Below are 21,982 nucleotides of genomic sequence, written 5' to 3' on the forward strand. Positions count from 1 at the left end.
TGCTGCTAGACCAAAAGCGAGGGGTGCCGGCGCAAGGCCGGCTCAAGGCTGCCCTCTCAGAAAAACCTGTGACGCTTTTAGCCCGCGTCGATCACCGGACGATCGAGCATCTTCGAAACATACTCGCAGCGATGACGAAGATCATCGAACGTACCTCGATCGGCGATTTTCCCGTCGGACATGATGTAAATATAGTTCGACAACTCCAGCAGCGAGGAGTTGTGAGTGATATTTATAACGGTCGCTGTAGGAAAGGCACGCCTGATATTCTTGTAAATATTTCTTTCATTACCGTGGTCGAGCGAGGACGTTGCCTCATCCAGAATGATCACCTTGGGTGATCGCAAGAACATCCTTGCTAACGAGAGCCGCTGTTTTTGCCCACCTGATAGCGTCTCACCGCGGTTTCCAATTTCAAGTTCCAGATCGATGGGCTCGTTATTGAGGGTGTACAGGCCAGCCAATTTCAAAGCCTGATACATATCCGCATCACTTGCGTTCGGATTGGCGATCGATAGATTGAACCTGAGGGAGTCCATGAAGATATATTCATCTTGCGTGACGAGATACACGAAATCATTGATCCCCCCTGCCCCGAATTCCTTGACGCTGACATCACCCAAGGTGACATCGCCCTGGAAGGACGCTTCCGTACCGGTCAATATCGCAGCGAGCGTCGATTTACCGGAACCACTTTCACCCGTTATGGTGACGAACTCACCATGAGGGATTTCAAGACTGATCCCTGCCAAGGCTGTTTCGCCTTCACCGTAATGATGACTGACATCGGTCAATTTAATATCGAAATCATTGGGAGGACACGGATCGAATGCCGCCTTTCCATTTGTCTCGATGTCGTGAGCGCTGAAAAATTCATCGAGCGCGGCAACGGACTGCCTGACTTCACTCAGCAACATTCCAATGTTTTCGACTGGCGTCGACAATAGCATTATGTACGAAACGATCATTACGAAATGTCCCAGGCTGACCGTGCCACGCTGGACACCATAGAGGTTATAGAAGAATATCAGGCTGAACAGTAAGACACCCAGCATGGCATTGATAACGACCTGCCTGCCTGTCAACTGCCAGTACGCTCTCTGATCGGACCTCTCATTTTCAAGTCGATGAATATAGCGTTCAGTCAAGGTGCCGAAATTATTATTTTTCTTCGAAGCCATGATGTTATTCAATGAATCCGTCAGGATTTCATATGACATCACACTCGATTTCATCATTTTCGTCCGCCGGTCGACGATCTTATTCGTGAGTTTTACATTGATGACGACGAACAGGACGGCATACAGCGAAAATAAAACGGCAGAGAACGAGTCACCCGAGAAGACGATGATGACCAGCGCAGTGCAAAGCTGCACGAGAGGAGGCATCAGCTCACTGCAGATCTTGCGCAGCAAAATGTAAATTTCGTTACTGGCTTGATTAAGCTCCTGTGACAATCTGCCTGAATTCTTTCTTCTGAATTCCTGGGCTTCCTTATGAAACATGCCTCTGAAATAGCCAATCGAGAGATTTTTGATTATTTCAACTCGCAAAAAGCTCTGTATTTTCAGCAACCAATATCCCGAAAGTTTGGAAGCGGATAAAATCGCGACATAAAGTACAGCCAGTACAAAAAGAAGATAGAGTATTCCCGTATAATGCCCTTGGTTCTCGGTCAGCAGCGTGACTATCGTACCGAGCACAAGGGGCATGATGGCGATCATGACAGATGCCATCGATGAAATGACCATCAGCTTGACGATATCCAGCCACAGATGGCCGCTCAAGACTTTTTGTAGGATGTTGAAAAGGACCGTCATGCTCCGCATCGGATTTCGCCCCGTACGTTGAGATGACCCAGGCGACTCAAGGTATCAATGAAGCTGAACTATTCAAGGCTGATCCTGCTGAAACGAAAGCTTGGTTCTTTCAACGTCGTCATGGAAATCGTCCATAAATACGAATCCTCCATATCATCTAAAGATGATGATCTTCTGAAAATTTCCCTACTGTCTTGTGATGATGTCCAGCCCCTGTAATTGACGAGTATCGAATCGATCATAGACTGAATCGAACCCTCGATAAACCGGCGTCGATTATTCGCATTCCATCGATTGGAGAAACAGTGACGGTGCAATGCCGCGACCGAGGCTCTCGATCACGGCATTTCTTTCAAGCTGGCGTGCGCAGGTGACGAGCCAAACCCGCCCTCAGCCGGCGCTGAGCACCGAGCGCTTCGGATCGAACAGCGAGATCGGGTGCTCGGTGGTGCCGGTGGTCGCCAGGTCGGCGAGGACTTCTCCGATCACCGGCACGAACTTGAAGCCGTGGCCGGAGAAGCCGCAGCCGAGCACCACCTGGGGCTTGTCCGGGTAGGGGCCGAGGATGAAGTGTTCGTCCGGGGTGACTGAGTAGAGGCAGGTCTTGGCCTGCACCAGCCCCCCCGTCAGATAGGGGAACAGCTCGAGCGCGCGGCGGCGCATCTGCTCCACTTCGGCGTCGTAGACGTTGCGGTCGATGGTCTGCGGCGTGGTCGGGGTACCGAGGCGAAAGAAGCCCAATTTGAAACCGCCCTCGCGGCCGTCGGTCATCGGGAAGCCGTAGATCTGCTGGTTGCCGTGGGTCTCTTCGATGTAGATCGGGTGACGCTTGTCCTCGTAGAGCTCATAGGGCACGGCGTCGGAGAATTCGGGGGTGAACCAGTAAAACACCATCCGCTCGATGCTCAGCGGGAAGCGCAGCTCCGGCAGCAGCTGCGGTGCCCAGGCGCCGGGGGTGATGATCAGCTTGTCGGCGCCATACTGGCCCTGGCTGGTGACCACTTCGACACCGCCGCCCGGCGTCGCCGACCAGTGGGTCACCGGCTCGCCGAAGCGGATCGTCGCCCCCTTGCGCGCCGCCACTTCGGCGTTGGCCATGGTGGTCTCCTCCGGGCGCACGTAGCCGGCGTTGGGCTCGTAGAGCGCGAAGGCATCGTCGGTCGGGTTCATCGTCGGGAAGCGGCGCCGAACCTCGGCGGCATCGAGCACCTCGTGCTCGATGCCGTGCAGCTGCGCCGCTTCCATGCTGCCCTTGAACACCAGGTTGTCGCGGTCGCCGATGTAGATGCCGCCGCAGAGATTGACGATCTCGCGCCCGGACTCGCGCTCGAGCTTGTGCCAGCCCTCGTAGGCCCGACGCAGCAGCGGCACGTAGTCGGGGCTTTCGAAGTAGGCCTGGCGGACGATCCGGGTACCGCCGTGGGCCGAGCCCTGGTCATGTCCCGGCCAGAAGGTCTCGAGCCCCAGCACCTTGACCCCTCGTTCGGCCAGCACGTTGGCCGCGGCACCACCCATGGAGCCTACCCCGATGACGATGACATCGTAATGTTCCATCACACTCTGCTCGCTTTGTTCATTGGTGGAAGATCTAGCGTTTGATGTGCGCCATTTCAGGGTCGAAGAGCGGTTCGCAACGCACGGTGGCGGCGAATCGCTTGCCGAAGTACTCGAGCTCGAGTCGCTGCCCCACTTCGGCGAACCGCGCCGGCACCCAGGCATAGGCGATCGTCGCACCGATGGTGTAGCCCTGGTCGGCGCTGGTGACGTAGCCGATGCACTCGTTCGTTCCGGCGGCGAACACCGGCTCCGAGCCCAGCGCGATCGCCTGCGGATCGTCCAGGGTCAGGCAGGCCAGACGGCGCTCGACCGGCCTGCCCTCCAGCGCCTCCCGGCCGATGAACTCGCCCTTGGCGGGGCGTACGGCAAAGCCCAAGCCGGCCTCCTGCGGCGAGTGCTCGCGTGTCATGTCGGTGCCGAAGGAGCGGTAGCCTTTCTCGAGACGCAGGCTGTTGAACGCCCGCCGGCCCGCGGCGACGATGCCGAACGCCTGCCCCGCCTCCCAGATCCTGTCCCAGAGCCATAGACCGTGATCGGCGCTGGCATAGAGCTCCCAGCCGAGTTCGCCGACATAGCTCACCCGCAGGGCGAGCACGTGGACGCCTGCGACCTCTATGCGCGCGGCGCGGAAGTACTTGAGCCCCTCATTGGAAATGTCATCGCTGGTGAGCCGGGCGAGCACGTCGCGGGCCTTCGGTCCCCACAGGCCGAGGCCACAGCTGCCAGGGGTGACGTCGCGCACGCGGATCATCGAGTTCCTCGGCAGGAGCGAATTGAGATAGACCTCGTCGAGGTGGCCGTTGGCGCCGATCTGGAACCGCTCGGGGCCGAGGCGGGTGACGGTGACGTCGGAGAGGATCCCCCCGCCCTGGTCGAGCATCAGCGAGTAGGTCACCGAGCCGATCGACTTATCGATCTGGTTGGTCAGCACGCGCTGAAGGAAATCGACCACGCCGGGGCCTTCGACTTCAAGGCGGGTCAAGGACGACATGTCGTACAGCGCCACTCCCTCGCGGGTGGCCTTGGCCTCCGCCGCGGCGATCGGCGACCAATCGGTGGCTGCCCAGGGGTCGCGACGCGGGAGCTTGTCGAGGGTGGCCGGCAGGTGCTCGTTCGACTCGAACCACAGCGGGCGCTCCCAGCCATTGGCCTCGCCGAACACCGCGCCGAGCGCCTGCTGGCGCAGGTAGAAAGGCGAAGTGCGCAGGCCGCGCAGCACCTGGGTCGATTGGTGCGGGTGGCGGATGTCGTAGACCTCGTCGTAGGACTCCTCGCCACGGCCGACGGTGAAGGCGTGGCTGACCACCTGGGGGTCGAAACGGGTGAACTCGAGGCCGTGGGTGTCGATGCCAGGGTCGCCGCTGACGATCCAGTCGGCGACCACTTGGGCGACACCGGCGGACTGGGTCACCCAGACCGCCTGGGCGAGCCATAGCCCCTCGCTGCCCGGCACCGGCCCGAGCAGCGGGCCGCCATCCGGGGTGAACGAGAAGATGCCGTTGAAACCATGGTCGAACTCGACCTCCTCGAGCTCGGGCAAAAGCCTTTGCGCCTCCTGCCAGGTCGGCTCGAAGTCTTCCCAGGTCAAGGGGTGCATCGCCGGATGCACCTGGGTCCTGGCGAACTCCTCGGGCGTACTGATCTGCTCCTGCTCCAGGCCGATCGGGCGGTGGTTGTAGGCACCGATGCCGATGATGTCGTTGTACTCGCGGAAGTACATCGAGAAGTCCTGGTGGCGCAGGATCGGCCGCTTGGCCTCGTCGAGCTCGTCGTTGAGCCCGACCAGCGATGGGACCTGCCGGCTGAAGCCGAAACCGTGCTCGACCGGCAGCATCGGCAGCTCGAAGCCGAGCAGGTTCTTGGCCACTCCCGGCCCCCAGAGCCCGGCGCAGCAGACCACGATCTCCGCCGCCACGGTCTCGGTGGCATCCGAGACGCGATCCTCCGGGCCCTTCGGCGTCGAGCGGATCTCGACCCCGGTGACCCGCCCGTCCTCGCGCAAAATCGCCGTCACCTGGGTATGGCCGACGATCCGGGCGCCATGCTCGGCCGCCCTTCTCGCCTGCCATTCGACTGCGCGAGTGGATTTGACGATCCCATCGCCGGGGGTGAAGAAGCCACCGAGGATCTTGCTTTGATCGAGCCCCGGCCACAGCTCGGCGCACTCGGCGGCGGAAATGACCCTCGACTCGATGCCCCAGGCACTGGCGAGTCCGTGCCGGCGGTGGATATCGTGCATGCGCTCCGGCGTGCAGGCGATCTCCAGCCCGCCGACCCGCTTCAGAAGCCATTGGCCATCGAGCTCCAGGCCATCGAGCTTGTCGAGCGTACGGGTCGCCAGCTCGCTCATGGTCTTGTTCGGCGAGGTCTGGTAGACGAATCCCGGGGCGTGGGATGAGGAGCCACCAGTCTCGTACAGCGGGCCTTGGTCGAAGACCGTGACGTGCTTCATGCCGCGCTGCGTGAGTTCATCGGCGAGCGCCGCACCCACCACACCGAGACCGATGATGACGATGCGAGGCTGATCCTTCGGTTGGGAAATGTCTGACACGGTGGGACGCTCCTGGAAGCCAGCGGCAACGATGTAAAGGCCTGAGTTGTTGTTCGCGATGTGACATGCGACGAAATTACGGCGGCAAGCGCCTGCTCGACAATCGTCCGCGGGCCAATGCGTCGCTTATTCGTATGTGAGTGACGGTGTGCAAATAGAGTGGCGCCTCGACTCGGTCGGAGGCGCCATCGGCGCGCGGGGCAGGAGAGCGTATGGAACGGGATGGACGGGCGGTTTTCGGCAATAGGGTCGGGACGGATAGCGCTCAGTCGAGCTGGGCGCGCGCCTCGCCCTGCTCGCGGCAGAACGCCTCGACCACTTCGACGGCGACCTCGCTCACCGCCTCGCCGAGCTCGAGCCCCACGCCGCCGCGCCAGGAGGCATAGACCTCGACCGCGGGCGGCGTCGGCAGCGCCAGGCAGCGCAGCCGACCCTGGTCGAGCGCGGTCGAGATCAGCGCCGGGGGGATCACCCCGATACCGAAGCCATCGCTGACCAGTTGGATGATCGCCGCCACCGAATTGATCGAACCGATTCGCGGCGACTTGACGCCCCGGCGCCCGAAGAACTCGAGCAGGTCCTGGTGCGGGCGTGACAGCCGCGAGAAGGTCAGCAGGCGCTCGCGGGCGAGCGTCTCCAGGTCAGCGGGGTCACGGTCGAGCGCCGAGCCCACCGCCACCACCCAGCCGAGTGGAAACCCCATCAGCCTGCGGTTGAAGACCTCTTCGACGCGAACGACGTCGGTCTGCAGGATGACGTCGAGTTGGCCCCGGCGAAGCAGATCGATCAGCCCGAAGGAGGTGTCGGCGCTGAGCTCGATCTCGACCCCCGGGAAGCGCTCGACCATGCGTCGACAAAAGGCCCCCAGCCAGCTGTGGACCACGGTATCCATCACCCCCAGGCGCAGGCGGCCGGCGAGCGGCGCATCGTGGTTCAGCGCGCGGCGCAGCGCGCCGAACTCCTCCAGCATCCGCTCGGCGTGTTCGAGCGCGGTACGCCCGGCGGTGGTCAGCGTCGCGCCGCGGGCGTCGCGCAGGAAGAGCTTGGCACCGAGCGAATTCTCGAGCGCGGCGATGCGGCTGGAGACCGCGGCCTGGGTGGTCGAGAGCTTCTCGGCGGTGAGCCTGAAGCTGCCGAGGCGTGCGACCCAGACGAAGGTTTCGAGAAAGCGCACGTTCACCGTCCCACCTCCGAGCGGCTTGAAAGACTCACGCCCATCGTATTTTCCTTATCTCCCGCGAACGATTTTTTTTGCTGGACGATGTCCGGCCAGCTCAACAAGATGGACCAGCATACAGCGACGCAGCGATGCCTCGCTGCGACCGACGACGACAAGATCGAGCGAAGATCGACAACACGATCGCCGGTCACAGTGCGCGCTTCACCGGATCTGCGTGGTTTTCCACCCGGTCTGGTCCATGTCGAGCACTGCGCCCACACCGTGCCGACAGCCTGTACGACCGACCCAGTATCAGCCGACTCAGGCAGGACTGTATCGAGCCATTGCGCTGAAGCGCATGAGTTCGTCGCATCGATGCCGCGCTAAGCTCAATTCAAAGACAACAATCGAGACCCCCATGGCAGAAGCTCCGAATCATAGTGCTTCAGGCAAGCGCAGCGCCCTGCGCGGTGCGATGTCGCTGATGGCGATTTCCGCCGTCGGCCCCGCCTTCCTGACCCAGACCACCGTATTCACCCAGCAGTACCTGGCCAGCTTCGCCTTCGCGATCCTGGTCTCGGTGCTGATCGACATCGCCGTGCAGCTCAACGTGTGGCGCATCATCAGCGTCTCCCGGCTGCGCGGCCAGGACATCGCCAACCGCGTGTTTCCAGGCGCAGGGCACCTTATCGCGGTGCTGATCGTGCTCGGCGGCGTGGCCTTCAACATCGGCAACATCGCCGGTGCCGGGCTCGGCCTCAACGCGATGTTCGGCATCGACCCGGTGTTCGGGTCGGCGATCTCCGCGGCACTGGTGATCGCCATCTTCCTGGTCCGCAACGCTACCCGAGCGATGGACCTGGTGATCCAGCTGATGGGGTTGGTGATGCTGGTGATGATCGTCTACGCCATGCTGCTCACGCGTCCGCCGGTGCTCGAGGCGCTCCACCAAGCCTTCGTGCCCGAAGCGCCATGGCTATTGTTCCTGCCGATCGTCACCCTGGTCGGCGGCACCGTCGGCGGCTACATCACCTTCGCCGGCGGCCACCGCCTGGTCGATGCCGGGATCACCGGCGTCGAGCACGTCCGCGACGTGACCCGCATCGCGGTGACCGGGATCCTGATCACCGGAGTGATCCGCGTCTGCATCTTCCTCGCCGCCCTCGGCGTGGTCACCGCCGGGCACCTGCTCGATGCCTCGAACCCAGCCGCATCGGTATTCGGCTATGCCCTCGGCGACATCGGATACCGGCTGTTCGGGCTGGTGCTGTTCTGCGCCGCGCTCACTTCGGTGATCGGCGCAGCCTACACCAGCACTACGTTCATGTACTCTTGGCACAGGCTGATCCAACCCTACAGCCGCTGGGCGGTGATCGCTTTCATCCTGATCTCCACCGCGATCTACACCGGCATCGGCCGGCCGGTGAAGATCCTGGTCGCGGCGGGTGCGCTCAACGCCCTGGTGCTGCCGCTGGCGCTCGCCTGCCTGCTGGTCGCGGCGACCCGCCGCGAGATCGTCGGCGACTATCGCCACCCCCGCTGGATGCTGGTGATCGGCTGGATCACCGCCGCGCTGATGGTGATCGGCGTGGTGCTGGCGTTCCAGTCGCTGATCACCTACCTGCAGAGCTGAGCGAACCGGCGGCGTGACCTCGATGGCGTCTCGCCGCCCGGAGGCAGCCGGGCGTAGCGCACCGCGACGAAGCCAACTGGCCTCGTCGCGTTTGTGGCGTTACAATCGCGCGCTCTCGACACCGGTGGCATGCCATCGGCGTCTCCTGACGTCCCGGACCGGATCCCGGGCCCGATCACCCATCGGAACAAATTCTCCGCCATGTCCAGTAATGCCCAACACTCTAGTCCTGCTTCCCGCCGCGCCGTGGTCATCTATTCCGGCGGAATGGACTCCTTCACCGTCCTGCATCGTGCGATCGACGAAGGCTTCGAGGTCCATGCCCTCTCCTTCGACTATGGCCAGCGCCACCGCCGTGAACTCGAAGTCGCCGCGCGAGTCTGCCGCCGGCTCGGCATCGACCATCGCGTCGTCGATCTGCGCGCGATCCACGGCCTGATCGACGCATCCTCGCTGACCGATGCATCGAAACCGCTGCCCAAGGCCGCCTATGCCGGCGACAACATGCGTTCGACCGTGGTGCCGAACCGCAACATGATCCTGCTTGCGCTGGCGATCGGTCATGCGGTCAATATCGAGGCACCGGTGTGCTTCTACGGTGCCCATGGCGGTGATCATGCGATCTACCCCGACTGCCGCCCCGAATTCGTCGACAAGATCAATGCGGTGGCGGCGATCGCCAACTACCAGCCGGTCGAGGTGGTCGCTCCCTACCTGCATGCGGACAAGGCGAGCATCCTCGCCGACGGCCTGGCGATGGGACTCGACTACGCGGACACCTGGACCTGCTATCTCGGCGCAGCGCTGGCCTGTGGCGAGTGCGGCAGCTGCCGCGAGCGGCTGGCCGCCTTCGCCGCCCATCGGCTCGAGGATCCGCTCGACTACGTCGACGGCGTGCGCTGATGTACGCGGTCAAGGAAGCCTTCTACACCCTGCAGGGAGAAGGTGCGCGCAGCGGCCGCGCGGCGGTGTTCTGCCGCTTCACTGGCTGCAACCTGTGGTCGGGGCGGGAGAAGGACCGCGAGCGCAGCGTCTGCCGCTTTTGCGACACCGACTTCGTCGGCACCGACGGCCAGAACGGCGGGCGTTTTCGCACCGCGCAGGCGCTCGGTGAACATATCGATCGTCTATGGCCGAGCCGCGCGGCGGGCGTCGTGCCCTACGTGGTATTCACCGGCGGTGAGCCGCTGCTGCAGCTCGACACCGCGCTGATCGAAGAAATGCATGCGCGCGGCTTCGAGATCGCGGTGGAGACCAACGGCACCTTGGCGCCACCGGCGGGAATCGACTGGCTCTGCGTCAGCCCCAAGGGCGCGAGCCAGCTTGCGGTGAGCGGTGGAGACGAAATCAAACTGGTCTATCCGCAGCTCGAAGCGCCGCCGGAGCGCTTCGAGGCGCTTGGATTCACCCATTTCTTCCTCCAGGCGATGGATCTTGCACCGCGCGGCGGCCAAGGCGATACCCTGAAGGAGACGCTCGCATACTGCATGCGCCATCCGCGCTGGCGGCTGTCGCTGCAGATGCACAAGATCGTAGGAATCGACTGATGAGCCTGTTCGTGCACTCCCTTACCGCGCTCGACGCCTCTTACTGGTGCGCCGAGCGTGGCCTGGTCGGCGCCAGCTGGCAGGTCGACGTCGAGCTCGACGGCGAGCTCGGCGAAGACGGCATGCTGTTCGACTTCGGCGAGGTCAAACCCTGGGCCAAGCGCCAGATCGACGCGACCCTCGACCATACCCTGATCGTACCGACGCAAATGCCGGGCCTGAGCGTCAGCGAATGCGCCGAGGGACTCTGCGTGCGTACCCAGCTGCCCTGGCCGATGGAGGTACGCGCGCCGCGCCAGGCGTTCACCCTGCTGCCCTGGTCGACCATCGAGCCGCAGCGGCTCGGCCGCTACCTGGGCGAGCAGCTCGGCAAGCGCCCACCGCCCCGGGTCGGCGAAGTACGGGTGCAGCTGCGCGAGGAGCCCATTGCGCCGGGCTTTGGCTATACCTATAGCCACGGCCTCAAGCGCCATGCCGGCAACTGCCAGCGCATCGCCCATGGCCACCGCTCACGGCTCGGAATCTGGCGCGATGGGGAGCTCGACGAGGCGTTGATCCAGCGCTGGTGCGCACGGCTCGCCGACATCTATCTCGCCGATCGCGCCGACCTGGTGGGCAGCGAAGAGGATGAGTCACTGCGCTTCGCCTATGAATCCGCCCAGGGCCAGTTCCGCATTCGCCTGCCGCGGGAACGGGTGGTACTGATGCCCTTCGCCACCACCGTCGAGCAGATAGCCCACTGGCTCGCCGAGGAGACCGCGCTGGCCCACGGCGGTCGCATCCGGGTACAGGCCTTCGAGGGGATCGGCAAGGGTGCCACCGCCGAGGCGAAGCGGTGACCGCAGCGGGCTGCCGAGCCGGCTGCGGTGCCTGCTGCATCGCGCCGTCGATCAGCTCGACGATTCCGGGCATGCCGCAGGGCAAGCCCGCGGGAGTACGCTGCGTGCAGCTCGATGAGGACAATCGCTGCAGGCTGTTCGGCCAGCCCTCGCGGCCAAAGGTATGCCTCGATTTCTCCTTCGACCGCGAAATCTGCGCAAGTGACGCAGCGACAGCCCTCATACGCTTGAACTGGCTCGAATCCAGCACCTGATTCCCGCAAACTTCCCGCAAACGCAAACGGGCAGCCCGAAGGCTGCCCGTTTGCGTGAGGGACCGAGCTCAGTGACGCTCGATCTCGGCCCGCTCGTTCAGCTCCTTGAATAGCCCGCCTACTGCGCTCTGTGCTTCCACACGGCGCAGCGAGGTGGCGATCTGACCCTCTGCGGCGGCATCGTCGCGGGTACCGACCTGGTCGAGCGCGATCACCACTTCGCGGCCATCCTCGAGCGCGATACGACCGTAGCGCGGGCCCTCCTGCTGCGGGCGCGGCAGCGAGAAGGCGGCGTCGATCACCGCACGTTCCGGCGCCTGAGCATCGCGTCCCACCGCATCGGCACGCTGCCAGTCGACGCTCGGCTGTTCACCACTGCGCAGCGACTCGATCAGCTGTTCGGCCCGCTGCGCCAGTGCGCTGCGGTTCTTCTCGAAGATCACCGCCTCGCGTACCTGATCACGTACCTGCTCGAACGGCAGGGTCTCCTGGTCGCGATGCTCGGCGACGCGCAGCACCAGGCGACGATCGTCGCCCAGCTCGAGCACGTCGCTGTTGAAGCCCTCCTCGAGCACCTGGGAGGAGAATGCAGCATCCATGACACCAGGCTCCGCGAATGGCGCTTGGTCGGTGTCGCGGGAGATCCACTCGCTATGCTGCAGCGGCAGATCGGTCGCCTCGGCGACGCTCGACAGGTCGTCGGCGGTGAAGCTCTGGTCGTAGAGCTCCTGCGCCAGCTGCTGGAACTCGCCATCGATGCGCTGCATGCGCTGCTGATCAGCGAGCTGATCGCGCAGGTCATCGAACGAGGGCATGTCGAGACCGGTGACCTTGAGCAGGTGGAGAGCACCGTCGAACAGGATCGGCTCGCCGACCTGGCCGACCTCGAGCGCGGTGATGGTGCTATCGAAGGGATCGCCGAAGATGCCCGGTGTGACGCTACCCAGGTCGCCACCGCGTCCGGCCGAGGCGCTGTCATCGGAGAACTCGCGGGCGAGCGCGGCGAAATCCTCGCCCTCGGCCAGCCGGCTCTGGATCGTCGCGGCCAGCTCTCGGGCCCCGGCCTCATCGCGTTGGTCATCGATCGAGATGACGATGTCGGAGACCTGGCGCGGCACGTCAGCCGCTTGGCGGGCATACTCCTCGCGCAGCTCCTGGTCGTTCACTTCGATGTTCTGCGCGAGCATCGATTTGTCGAGCAGGATGTAATCGAGGCGCACCTGCTCCGGGCGCAGGTAGGCGGCCTGATGGGCGTCGTAGTAGGCCTGGAGCTCAGCCTCATCGACGCTGGGTGATTCACCCAGGTCGCTAGGCGAAAGCGTCGCATAGCGGAAGCTGCGCGTCTCGTTGCTCAGGCTCGCCAGGCGGCTGCGCTCGCTCGGCGTGGAGAAACTGGCGAGACCGAAGCCATCCTGGAGCTGACGGATCACCATATCCTCGCGCAGGTAGGCGCGGAAGCTTTCCGGCGTGTGGCCGATCTGGGCCAACCGCTGCAGGAACATCTGGCTGGAGAAACGACCGCTCTGGTCATGGAAGTCCGGCAGCCCCACCAGCAGCTGGTCGATCTGTCCATCTGAGAAGCCCATCCCGCCGCCGTGCGCGTACTGCGAGAGCAGCTCGCGCTGGATCAGCTGGTCGAGGAACTGCCCGCGCGCGGCCTGCTCCTGGCCGGGCGGCAGCTGGCCCATCCGCATCGCCCGCATCAACTCCTCGTCGAGGGTCTGCCGACTGATTCCTTCACCGTTCACCGTCGCGGCATCGTTGCTCGAGCCGGAGAGCAGGTAGCCGAGTGACTCGAGGCCAAACAACGCAAACACGACGACGATCACACCAACGATGATTTTCGCGCCCCACCCCTTGGAGCGGTCCCTGATATCTTGCAGCATTCAGACCTCGATTGATCGCTGGCTGTCCCGGTATGGCGCAGCATTATACCCATGCCGGCCCGCGCCACGCCAAGCGACACCCACTCACGTCCTTAAGAGAGGTGGTTGGGATCGAGGCTCTGGCTCGGCGCCATGACCATGGACAAACAAAAAGCGCATCGAATCCGATGCGCTTTACGTATCACGGGCTGGGAGATAAACGAATGCTATCAGGTCATTGCGTCATTCGCCGCCCGTCGACGTGGAAACGGCTTAGTTGACCGCGTCCTTGAGTGCTTTGCCGGCTTTGAAGCTCGGGACTTTAGCCGCTGAAATCTCGATCGGCTTACCAGTCTGGGGGTTGCGGCCGGTGCGAGCGGCGCGTTCCTTGATGGTAAAGGTGCCGAAACCTACCAGTGCAACGGTGTCGCCTTTTTTGAGGCTATCAGTGACAGAATCGATCATCGCGTCAAGAGCACGAGTGGCAGCCGCCTTCGGAATGTCGGCGGAAGCCGCGATGGCTTCGATCAGTTCGGATTTATTCACTTTTCACCCCTTGGGTTAACGGATAATGACTAGGCCTGTACGCGGTGATCAATGCAAAATGAAGGATCGCATCGGGCATCATTGTATAGCAATGAGCCCAAATAGCGTCAAGCAATAGCAGCGTACGGCCCGCACCATGCCGCAGTTTTTACTGCAGCATGGTGAAACTTTGTGATCAATGGGTACTAATCGTTGTCCGATTAGTGCCAAGCTCATCCTTGCGCTTGTCTTCGGCTTCGACGTTCGTCTTTTCCCCGAGCGCCACACTCAGTACCTCATCAATCCATTTGACGGCGCGAATGTCCAGTGCGCCTTTGATCGAATCGGGAACTTCCTTGAGATCTCGCCGATTCTCCTCAGGAATGAGCACCGTCTTTATACCACCGCGCCTAGCGGCCAGCAATTTCTCCTTCAAGCCGCCGATCGGCATCACTTCGCCGCGCAGATTGACCTCGCCGGTCATCGCCACATCGCAGCGTACCGCCCGCCCGGTATAGGCGGAGACCATGGCGGTGACCATGCCGATACCAGCGCTGGGACCATCCTTGGGCGTCGCCCCCTCGGGAACGTGGATGTGCAGGTCTTCCTTTTCGAACCGGTCGGGGTCGATCCCCAGCGACTCGGCGCGGGAGCGTACCACGGTGAGCGCGGCGCTGACCGACTCCTTCATCACATCGCCAAGCGAGCCGGTCTTGTTCACCCGCCCTTTCCCAGGAGTGGTCACCGATTCGATCGAAAGCAGCTCGCCGCCCACGGAAGTCCACGCCAGTCCGGTGACCCGCCCTACCTGGTCGGTCTGGTCGGCGAGGCCGTAGCTGTACTTGCGTACACCGGCGTAACGCTCGATGTCCTCGAATCCGAGCGTCTGGCTGGCCTGCGCCGCCGCGTCGCGCTCACGCTCGACACGTTCACGCAGCACCTTGCGCGCGACCTTGGCGATCTGGCGTTCGAGCTCGCGCACCCCGGCTTCGCGGGAATAGTAGCGGATCAGCTCGAGCAACGCGCTGTCGTCGAAGGCCAGTTCGTCATCCTTGAGCCCATTGGCGGTGAGCTGCTTGGGTACCAGGTAGCGCTTGGCGATCGCGAGCTTCTCGTCCTCGGTGTAGCCGGGCAGCCGGATGATCTCCATGCGGTCGAGCAGCGGCCCGGGAATGTTCATCGAGTTGGCGGTACAGATGAACATCACGTCGGAGAGATCGTAGTCGAGCTCGAAGTAATGGTCGCTGAACTTGTCGTTCTGTTCGGGATCGAGCACTTCGAGCAGCGCCGAGGCGGGATCGCCGCGGTGATCCATGCCGAGCTTATCGATTTCATCGAGCAAAAACAGCGGGTTCTTGACCCCGACCTTGCCCATCCGCTGCAGCAGCTTGCCGGGCATCGAACCGATGTAGGTGCGCCGGTGGCCGCGAATCTCGGACTCGTCACGCACCCCGCCGAGCGCGAGGCGGGTGTACTTGCGATTGGTCGCCCGGGCGATCGACTGGCCGAGCGAGGTCTTGCCGACGCCAGGAGGACCAACCAGGCAGAGCACCGGCCCTTTGAGCTTCTTGACCCGCTTTTGCACCGCGAGATACTCGAGGATACGCTCCTTGACCTCTTCGAGGCCGTAATGGTCCTCGTCCAGGATCTTGGCCGCACGCGGGATATCGTGGCGCACCCGGGTGCGCTTCTTCCACGGCACCGACAGCACCCAGTCGAGGTAGGTGCGCACCACGGTCGCTTCGGCCGAGCTCTGCGCCATCATCTTGAGCTTGCCGAGCTCCTGGCGGGCCTTTTCCTCGGCCTCCTTGGGCATGCCGCTCTCTTCGATGCGCTTCTCGTACTGCTCGGCCTCGTTGGGAACATTGTCGAGCTCGCCCATCTCCTTTTGGATCGCCTTGAGCTGCTCGTTGAGATAGTACTCGCGTTGAGACTTCTCCATCTGCTCCTTGACTCTCGAGCGAATGCGCTTCTCGACCTGGAGCAGGTCGATCTCGGCCTCGATCAGCGCCATCAGGTGCTCGATGCGCTCACGGACCTTGTCCATCTCGAGCAGCGACTGCTTGTCGCCGATGCCCAGCGAAAGATGCGCGCTGATGGTATCGACCAGCCGGCCAGGATCATCGATGCCCTGTAGAGAGGTCAGCACCTCGTTGGGCACCTTCTTGGACAGCTTGACGTACTGCTCGAACTGCTCGAGCAGGACACGCACCAGCGCATCCCGTTCACGCTCGCTCAACGCTTGGCTCTCACGCAGGCGAACCTCGGCGCTGGCATACTCTTCGGTCTCGTTGATGGTGCCGACATCGGCACGCGCAACGCCTTCGATCAATACCTTGACGGTGCCATCAGGCAGCTTGAGCAGCTGCATGATCTCAGCGACCGTTCCCACCGAGAACAGATCCTCGCCGTCCGGATCGTCCTGACCGGCCTCGCGCTGCGCAACGAGCAGCACGCGCTTGTTCTCCTCCATCGCCGCTTCGAGCGCGCGAATGGATTTCTCGCGGCCAACGAAGAGCGGGATCACCATCTGCGGATAGACCACCACGTCACGCAGTGGCAGCAGAGGCAGGATTTGCGTCTGTTCGGGAGAGTTCGCCATCGCAGACCGTCCTCGTGATTAAAATGAGCGGCCCTGCCTGGCGAATCATCGACCGGCAGCGACCTGGATTGTTTCCTTGATGAGGGCAATACGAAGCGATTGCAACCATCGTTTGCCGCGAACATGCGCATCGGGATCGAAAAAGGGGCCCATCGGGCCCCTTTTTGCCGTCATCGCTATCGCGGCTTCAAGCGTCGCGGTTGACGGTACGCTTCTTTTTTTCCTCATCCTTGGCGGAGGAGTAGATCAGCAGCGGATCGCTCAAGCCCGCAATGACGTTCTCGTCGACCACCACCTTGGAGACGTTGCTCGCCGAAGGGATGTCGTACATCGTGTCCAGCAGCACCGACTCCATGATCGAGCGCAGGCCACGCGCACCGGTACGACGGGACATCGCCTTGTGCGCGACCGCCTTGAGCGCGTCTTCGCGAAAGTCCAGCTCGACGCCTTCCATCTCGAACAGGCGCGCGTACTGGCGCACCAGCGAGTTCTTCGGCTCGGTGAGGATCCGGATCAGAGCCGCTTCATCGAGCTCGTTGAGCGTGGCGATCACCGGCAGACGCCCGACGAACTCGGGAATCAGGCCGAATTTGACCAAATCATCCGGCTCGACGTCGGCGAGGATATCGCCCACGCCCTTGCTGGACTCCTTGCTCTTCACCGTGGCGTTGAAGCCGATCCCGCCCTTCTCGGCGCGATCCCGGATCACCTTGTCCAGCCCGGCGAAGGCGCCGCCGACGATGAACAGGATGTTGCCGGTATCGACCTGCAGGAACTCCTGCTGGGGATGCTTGCGCCCGCCCTGTGGCGGCACCGAGGCAGTGGTGCCCTCGATCAGCTTGAGCAGCGCCTGCTGCACCCCTTCGCCGGAGACGTCACGGGTGATCGAGGGATTGTCGGACTTGCGCGAGATCTTGTCGATCTCATCGATGTAGACGATGCCGCGCTGCGCTTTCTCGACGTCGTAGTCGCACTTCTGCAGAAGCTTCTGGATGATGTTCTCGACATCCTCGCCGACATAGCCCGCCTCGGTCAGCGTGGTCGCATCGGCGATGGTGAAGGGAACGTTGAGCAGTCGCGCGAGGGTCTCGGCCAGCAGCGTCTTGCCGCTGCCGGTGGGACCGATCAGCAGGATGTTGCTCTTGCCCAGCTCGACATCGTCGCCAGCGCTCAGCTTGAGACGCTTGTAGTGGTTGTACACCGCCACTGCGAGCACGGTCTTGGCGCGCTCCTGCCCGATCACGTATTCGTCGAGGGTCTGGCGGATCTCGTGCGGCGTGGGCAGGCGTTCCTGATCCTCCTCGCCCTCGGCCTCCAGTACCTCTTCACGAATGATGTCGTTGCAGAGATCGACACACTCATCGCAGATGTAGACGGACGGGCCCGCGATCAGCTTGCGTACTTCGTTCTGGTTCTTGCCGCAGAACGAGCAGTACAAAAGCTTACCGTTCTCATCCCGGTCCTTGTCTTTACCGTCGGCCATTCGTGTACCTCTTCGATTCGCGGCGGGCCAATGAGCCCGCCGCTCTAGCTGGTTCTTCCCTCACCCATCGGGCAAGAGCAATCGGACGTCAGACGCTTGGCCGTTTCTCTAGCACGGCATCGATCAGACCGTACTCTACGGAGCGCTGGCCATCCATGAAGTTATCGCGATCGGTGTCACGCGCGACGGTCTCGATGTCCTGCCCGGTGTGATGGGCGAGGATCCGATTGAGCTTCTCACGAATGGTGAGAATCTCCCGCGTGTGGATCTCGATGTCGCTCGCCTGGCCCTGGAAGCCGCCCAGCGGCTGATGGATCATCACCCGCGAATGGGGCAGGCAATAGCGCTTGCCGGCCGCGCCGCCCGCCAGCAGCAGCGCGCCCATGCTGGCCGCCTGGCCGATGCAGAGCGTGGAGACGTCGGGCTTGATGAACTGCATGGTGTCGTAGATCGACATCCCTGCGGTGACCGAACCACCCGGCGAATTGATGTAGAGATGGATGTCCTTGTCGGGGTTCTCCGACTCGAGGAACAGAAGCTGCGCCACCACCAGGTTGGCCATGTAGTCTTCGACTGGACCGACCAGGAAGATCACCCGCTCCTTGAGCAGACGGGAGTAGATGTCATAAGCGCGCTCGCCCCGCGCGCTCTGCTCCACGACCATGGGGACCAGTCCACCGGCGTTACTGATATCGAACTCGCTGCGCATCGTGACCCTGCCCTTAGTCATGTAGATCCATCGTCGTGCCTAGCCTTGAAGATCGCCGTGGAAAGAGGCTCGACGGCGATCACCACGCGACTAGCCAATGAAAGCACACTCTTCAACGCACGTCATGGGGCTGTCATGCCAATGACTCTGCATTGCAAACCCACGACCCGGCCGAAGCCGGGTCGTGCGCGATCCGCGCATCGCCTCCCAGGGAGCGAGATAGAGCCCCCGGAACAATCACGCCTGGGTCTGCTTTTCCTCGGCGTCGGCGTCGGCGTCCTGCTCGTCGGCCTCTTCCTTCGCCTGCGCGGCAGCCAGCGCATCCTGGTAGGACATTTCGACTTCGGTCACCTTGGCCTGCTCGAGCAGCTTCTCGACCGACTTGTTCTCGAGCACCGCGGACTTGAGCTGATTCTTCATCTGCTCGTTGGCGAGGTACTGCTCGACCACCTGCTCGGGCTGCTGGTACTGCTGGGCGACACGCTCGGCGAATGCGCGAATCTCTTCATCGCTCGCCTCGACGCCCTGCTGGCTGATCACCTCGGCGAGCAGCAGACCGACCTGTACGCGCGAACGTCCCTGCTCTTCGAACAGCTCGTTCGGCAGCTGGGTGACGTCGAAATCTTCCCCAAGCCCGAACTGCTGGGCAGCCTGGCGCTTGAGCGCGTCGATTTCCTGCTGCACCAGCGCCTTGGGCACCTCGATCGGATTGGCGCTCTTCAGCGCATCGATCACCTGCTGCTTGACCCGGTTCTCGATCGCCGAATCCAGCTCGCGCTGCATGTTCTTGCGCACCTCGGCCTTGAACTCGGCCAGATCGCCGCTCTCGACCCCGAAACGCTTGGTGAAGTCGGCGTCGATCTCGGGCAGCGACTGCGCCTCGACCTTGTGCACCTTGGTCTTGAAGGTGGCTTCCTTGCCCGCCAGGTGCTCGGCCTGATAGTCAGCCGGGAAAGTCACGCTCAGCGTCGGCTCATCGCCTGCGCTGGCACCGACCAGCTGGCCTTCGAAACCGGGGATGAAGCTGCCGGACCCGAGCACCAGCTTGTGTCCTTCGCCCTTGCCGCCTTCGAAGGCTTCGTCACCGATGAAACCCTCGAAATCGATGGTGACCTGATCGCCATCTTCGGCCGCACGCTCGACCAGGCTCCAGTCGGCCGCCTGCTTGCGCAGGGTCTCGACCATCTCGTCGACGTCAGCGTCGGTGATCTCGGCCTTGGGGCGCTCGATCTCGGCGCCTTCGATGCCGACCAGCTCGATCTGCGGATAGACTTCGATGCTGGCGACGAATTCGAGATCCTTGCCCGGCTCGTTGACGGTCGGCTCGATTTCGGGGAAACCGGCAGGGTTCAGCGACTCCTGGGTCAGCGCCTGTACGTAGTTCTGACGAATCAGTTCGCCCACGGCTTCGCTGCGCGCTTCCGAGCCAAAACGGCTGCGCACCACCTTCATCGGCACCTTGCCCGGACGGAAGCCCTTGAGCTTCACGTTCTTGGCAGTCTGCTGCAGACGGGCATCGACGGCTTGGTCGACCTGAGCGGCCGGTACCTGGATGGTCAGGCGGCGCCCGATCGCAGAAGTCGTTTCGACAGACACTTGCATGGATGATCCTCTACCCGCTGGGAGTTGCGTGTTGGCGCACCGTGCGAATCCTGGTCATACGACGCTCGCACGGCGACAGGAATGAATCGAGACTGGATATCAAAGGCGAAGATTCTAAGAACCCCGCCCCGCGCTGGCAAGCGCACTCGAAAGCTAAAAGTGGGGATGAAACCGGCTGATTCAAGCCTGGCTGCGGTTTTCGAGGGATTATTCGATCGAGAGAGGCGAATCGGCATTCAGCCTCAGGCAAACTGACAGGCATAAAAAAAGAGAGCTTCGAGCTCTCTTTTCTCTCCTTCCCGTGAAGCCGACATCGGACTCACGAGAGGCAATTCGGCAATGGGGTGGATGATGGGGATCGAACCCACGACCACCGGAGCCACAATCCGGGGCTCTACCACTGAGCTACATCCACCACTACCGAAACAACGCATCGGACTTCGCCGACTCACCCAACCTTGGGACTCATCCGTGCGGACGATGCTTGGCACGCCCAGCAGGACTCGAACCTGCAACCTACGGCTTAGAAGGCCGTTGCTCTATCCGGTTGAGCTATGGGCGCATGGTACGTCCAGCAACCCTTCCCGTCAATCTCTTTTTTTGAAATTTTCATTCCAAATCAAAGAGTTGGTCGGGGTAGAGGGATTCGAACCCCCGACATCCTGCTCCCAAAGCAGGCGCGCTACCAGACTGCGCTATACCCCGAGAAGGCGTCGATCTCCATCGATGCGAGGCGCATTCTACCGGCTTTCTCGCAACGGTCAAGCACCATCCTCCACGATGCCCGGGCCGCCGGCTTTGCCTGCTCGCGGCGGCGTGAGACAATCGTCGCATTCTCGTCCCTGCGTTCGCGCCGCGCGCACTTCGCCGGCACGACCGTGACCACCCGCCATTCCCGCCGGGATACGGACCCCTCTCCTTCCAATCACCTGCTCAAGCAAGAGGATACTCAATCGATGGCCGCGCAATTGATCGATGGCAAGACGGTCGCCCAACTCATTGGCAAGGAGGTCGCCGCCGAAATAGCGAAACGCCATCGTAACGGCCAGCGCACCCCGGGGCTTGCGGTGATCCTGGTCGGCGAGGACCCCGCCTCGGAGGTCTACGTGCGCAACAAGCAGCGCGCCTGCGAGCAGGCCGGCATCCATTCGGTGAAGCATCGGCTCGGTGCCGATACGACCCAGGCCGAACTCGAGCGCCTGGTCGACGATCTCAACGCTGACTCGAGCATCGATGGCATTCTGCTCCAGCTGCCGCTGCCCGCCCACCTCGACGCACGCCCGATCCTCGAGCGCATCCATCCGGACAAGGACGTCGACGGCTTCCATCCCTACAATCTCGGGCGCCTCGCCCAGCGCCTGCCGGTGCTGCGTCCTTGTACGCCGAAAGGGATCATGCGCCTGCTCGAACACTACCAATTGCCCACTCGCGGCCTCGATGCCACGATCGTCGGTGCCAGCAACATCGTCGGCCGTCCGATGGCGCTCGAATTACTGCTCGCCGGCGCGACGACCACCATCTGCCATCGCTTCACCCACGACCTCGAGCGCCACGTGCGTAATGCCGAGCTGCTGGTGGTCGCGGTGGGCAAGCCCGGGCTGGTCAAGGGCGAATGGATCCGCGAGGGCGCCATCGTCATCGATGTAGGGATCAACCGCATGGAAGACGGCCGGCTGTATGGCGACATCGAGTTCGCTCCGGCCGCCGAGCGCGCCGCTTGGATCACGCCAGTGCCCGGCGGGGTCGGGCCGATGACCGTCGCCTCGCTGCTGGAGAATACGCTGTTGGCGGCGCAGCTGCACGACGCTGCGCGCTGAGCCGATCCTCTATACTTCA

Annotated in this window: 16 protein-coding genes and 3 tRNA genes; 6 read left to right on the forward strand and 13 right to left on the reverse strand. The window is 62.7% G+C overall.

The window, feature by feature from the left end; all coding sequences use genetic code 11:
• Positions 1–77: 77 nt before the first annotated feature.
• The 4 genes from Q376_RS0113215 to Q376_RS0113230 form a co-directional block, all read right to left on the reverse strand.
• Positions 78–1,820 (reverse strand): ABC transporter ATP-binding protein, encoded by a 1,743-nt coding sequence (locus tag Q376_RS0113215; protein WP_162177908.1) that lies wholly within the window; start codon positions 1,818–1,820, stop codon positions 78–80.
• A gap of 390 nt (positions 1,821–2,210) precedes the next feature.
• Positions 2,211–3,374, reverse strand: coding sequence for an N-methyl-L-tryptophan oxidase (gene solA / locus Q376_RS0113220; protein ID WP_027350706.1), 1,164 nt, complete (start codon positions 3,372–3,374; stop codon positions 2,211–2,213).
• A gap of 34 nt (positions 3,375–3,408) precedes the next feature.
• Entirely contained in the window at positions 3,409–5,928 is a 2,520-nt protein-coding gene (locus tag Q376_RS0113225) for a GcvT family protein (protein ID WP_211266671.1), read from the reverse strand.
• Between the two features lie 265 nt (positions 5,929–6,193).
• Positions 6,194–7,108 carry a LysR family transcriptional regulator gene (locus tag Q376_RS0113230; protein ID WP_027350708.1) on the reverse strand — a complete coding sequence of 305 codons (915 nt, stop codon included), beginning with the start codon at positions 7,106–7,108 and terminating at the stop codon, positions 6,194–6,196.
• 397 nt (positions 7,109–7,505) lie between these two features.
• On the opposite strand from Q376_RS0113230, the gene Q376_RS0113235 reads away from it, so the two are divergent.
• From Q376_RS0113235 to Q376_RS0113255, 5 genes are all read left to right on the forward strand, one after another.
• A complete protein-coding gene (locus Q376_RS0113235) occupies positions 7,506–8,720 on the forward strand; it encodes an NRAMP family divalent metal transporter (RefSeq protein ID WP_027350709.1) in 1,215 nt (404 codons plus the stop codon).
• A 201-nt stretch (positions 8,721–8,921) separates the two neighbouring features.
• Positions 8,922–9,623, forward strand: a complete 702-nt coding sequence (queC, locus tag Q376_RS0113240) for a 7-cyano-7-deazaguanine synthase QueC (protein ID WP_027350710.1) — start codon at positions 8,922–8,924, stop codon at positions 9,621–9,623.
• Positions 9,623–10,267, forward strand: coding sequence for a 7-carboxy-7-deazaguanine synthase (queE, locus tag Q376_RS0113245; protein WP_027350711.1), 645 nt, complete (start codon positions 9,623–9,625; stop codon positions 10,265–10,267). Before queC ends, queE begins: the two co-directional genes overlap by 1 nt.
• Positions 10,267–11,106 (forward strand): 6-pyruvoyl trahydropterin synthase family protein, encoded by an 840-nt coding sequence (locus Q376_RS0113250; protein WP_027350712.1) that lies wholly within the window; start codon positions 10,267–10,269, stop codon positions 11,104–11,106. The genes queE and Q376_RS0113250 overlap by 1 nt, the downstream gene beginning before the upstream one ends.
• Positions 11,103–11,360 carry a YkgJ family cysteine cluster protein gene (locus Q376_RS0113255; RefSeq protein ID WP_043447929.1) on the forward strand — a complete coding sequence of 86 codons (258 nt, stop codon included), beginning with the start codon at positions 11,103–11,105 and terminating at the stop codon, positions 11,358–11,360. Before Q376_RS0113250 ends, Q376_RS0113255 begins: the two co-directional genes overlap by 4 nt.
• Before the next feature lie 68 nt (positions 11,361–11,428).
• Here Q376_RS0113255 and Q376_RS0113260 read toward each other — a convergent pair whose 3' ends face one another.
• From Q376_RS0113260 to Q376_RS0113300, 9 genes are all read right to left on the reverse strand, one after another.
• Positions 11,429–13,246: a SurA N-terminal domain-containing protein gene (locus Q376_RS0113260; RefSeq protein ID WP_027350714.1), complete on the reverse strand. Its 1,818-nt coding sequence runs from the start codon at positions 13,244–13,246 to the stop codon at positions 11,429–11,431.
• Positions 13,247–13,498: 252 nt separating this feature from the next.
• On the reverse strand, positions 13,499–13,771 hold the full coding sequence (hupB, locus tag Q376_RS0113265) for a nucleoid-associated protein HU-beta (RefSeq protein ID WP_027350715.1): 273 nt from the start codon (positions 13,769–13,771) through the stop codon (positions 13,499–13,501).
• 175 nt (positions 13,772–13,946) lie between these two features.
• Positions 13,947–16,352 (reverse strand): endopeptidase La, encoded by a 2,406-nt coding sequence (lon, locus tag Q376_RS0113270; protein WP_027350716.1) that lies wholly within the window; start codon positions 16,350–16,352, stop codon positions 13,947–13,949.
• 187 nt (positions 16,353–16,539) lie between these two features.
• Positions 16,540–17,835, reverse strand: coding sequence for an ATP-dependent Clp protease ATP-binding subunit ClpX (gene clpX / locus Q376_RS0113275; protein WP_027350717.1), 1,296 nt, complete (start codon positions 17,833–17,835; stop codon positions 16,540–16,542).
• An 88-nt stretch (positions 17,836–17,923) separates the two neighbouring features.
• Entirely contained in the window at positions 17,924–18,544 is a 621-nt protein-coding gene (gene clpP, locus Q376_RS0113280; protein ID WP_027350718.1) for an ATP-dependent Clp endopeptidase proteolytic subunit ClpP, read from the reverse strand.
• A gap of 237 nt (positions 18,545–18,781) precedes the next feature.
• Entirely contained in the window at positions 18,782–20,146 is a 1,365-nt protein-coding gene (gene tig / locus Q376_RS0113285) for a trigger factor (protein WP_027350719.1), read from the reverse strand.
• 340 nt (positions 20,147–20,486) lie between these two features.
• Positions 20,487–20,561: transfer RNA gene (locus Q376_RS0113290), tRNA-His, on the reverse strand.
• A 70-nt stretch (positions 20,562–20,631) separates the two neighbouring features.
• Positions 20,632–20,708 (reverse strand) — tRNA-Arg (locus tag Q376_RS0113295).
• A 66-nt stretch (positions 20,709–20,774) separates the two neighbouring features.
• Positions 20,775–20,851: transfer RNA gene (locus tag Q376_RS0113300), tRNA-Pro, on the reverse strand.
• Positions 20,852–21,102: 251 nt separating this feature from the next.
• On the opposite strand from Q376_RS0113300, the gene folD reads away from it, so the two are divergent.
• Positions 21,103–21,963 carry a bifunctional methylenetetrahydrofolate dehydrogenase/methenyltetrahydrofolate cyclohydrolase FolD gene (gene folD / locus Q376_RS0113310; RefSeq protein ID WP_027350721.1) on the forward strand — a complete coding sequence of 287 codons (861 nt, stop codon included), beginning with the start codon at positions 21,103–21,105 and terminating at the stop codon, positions 21,961–21,963.
• Positions 21,964–21,982 lie beyond the last annotated feature (19 nt).

Origin of the sequence: Halotalea alkalilenta DSM 17697 (genome assembly GCF_000621205.1) — a bacterium.
Classification (GTDB): domain Bacteria; phylum Pseudomonadota; class Gammaproteobacteria; order Pseudomonadales; family Halomonadaceae; genus Halotalea; species Halotalea alkalilenta.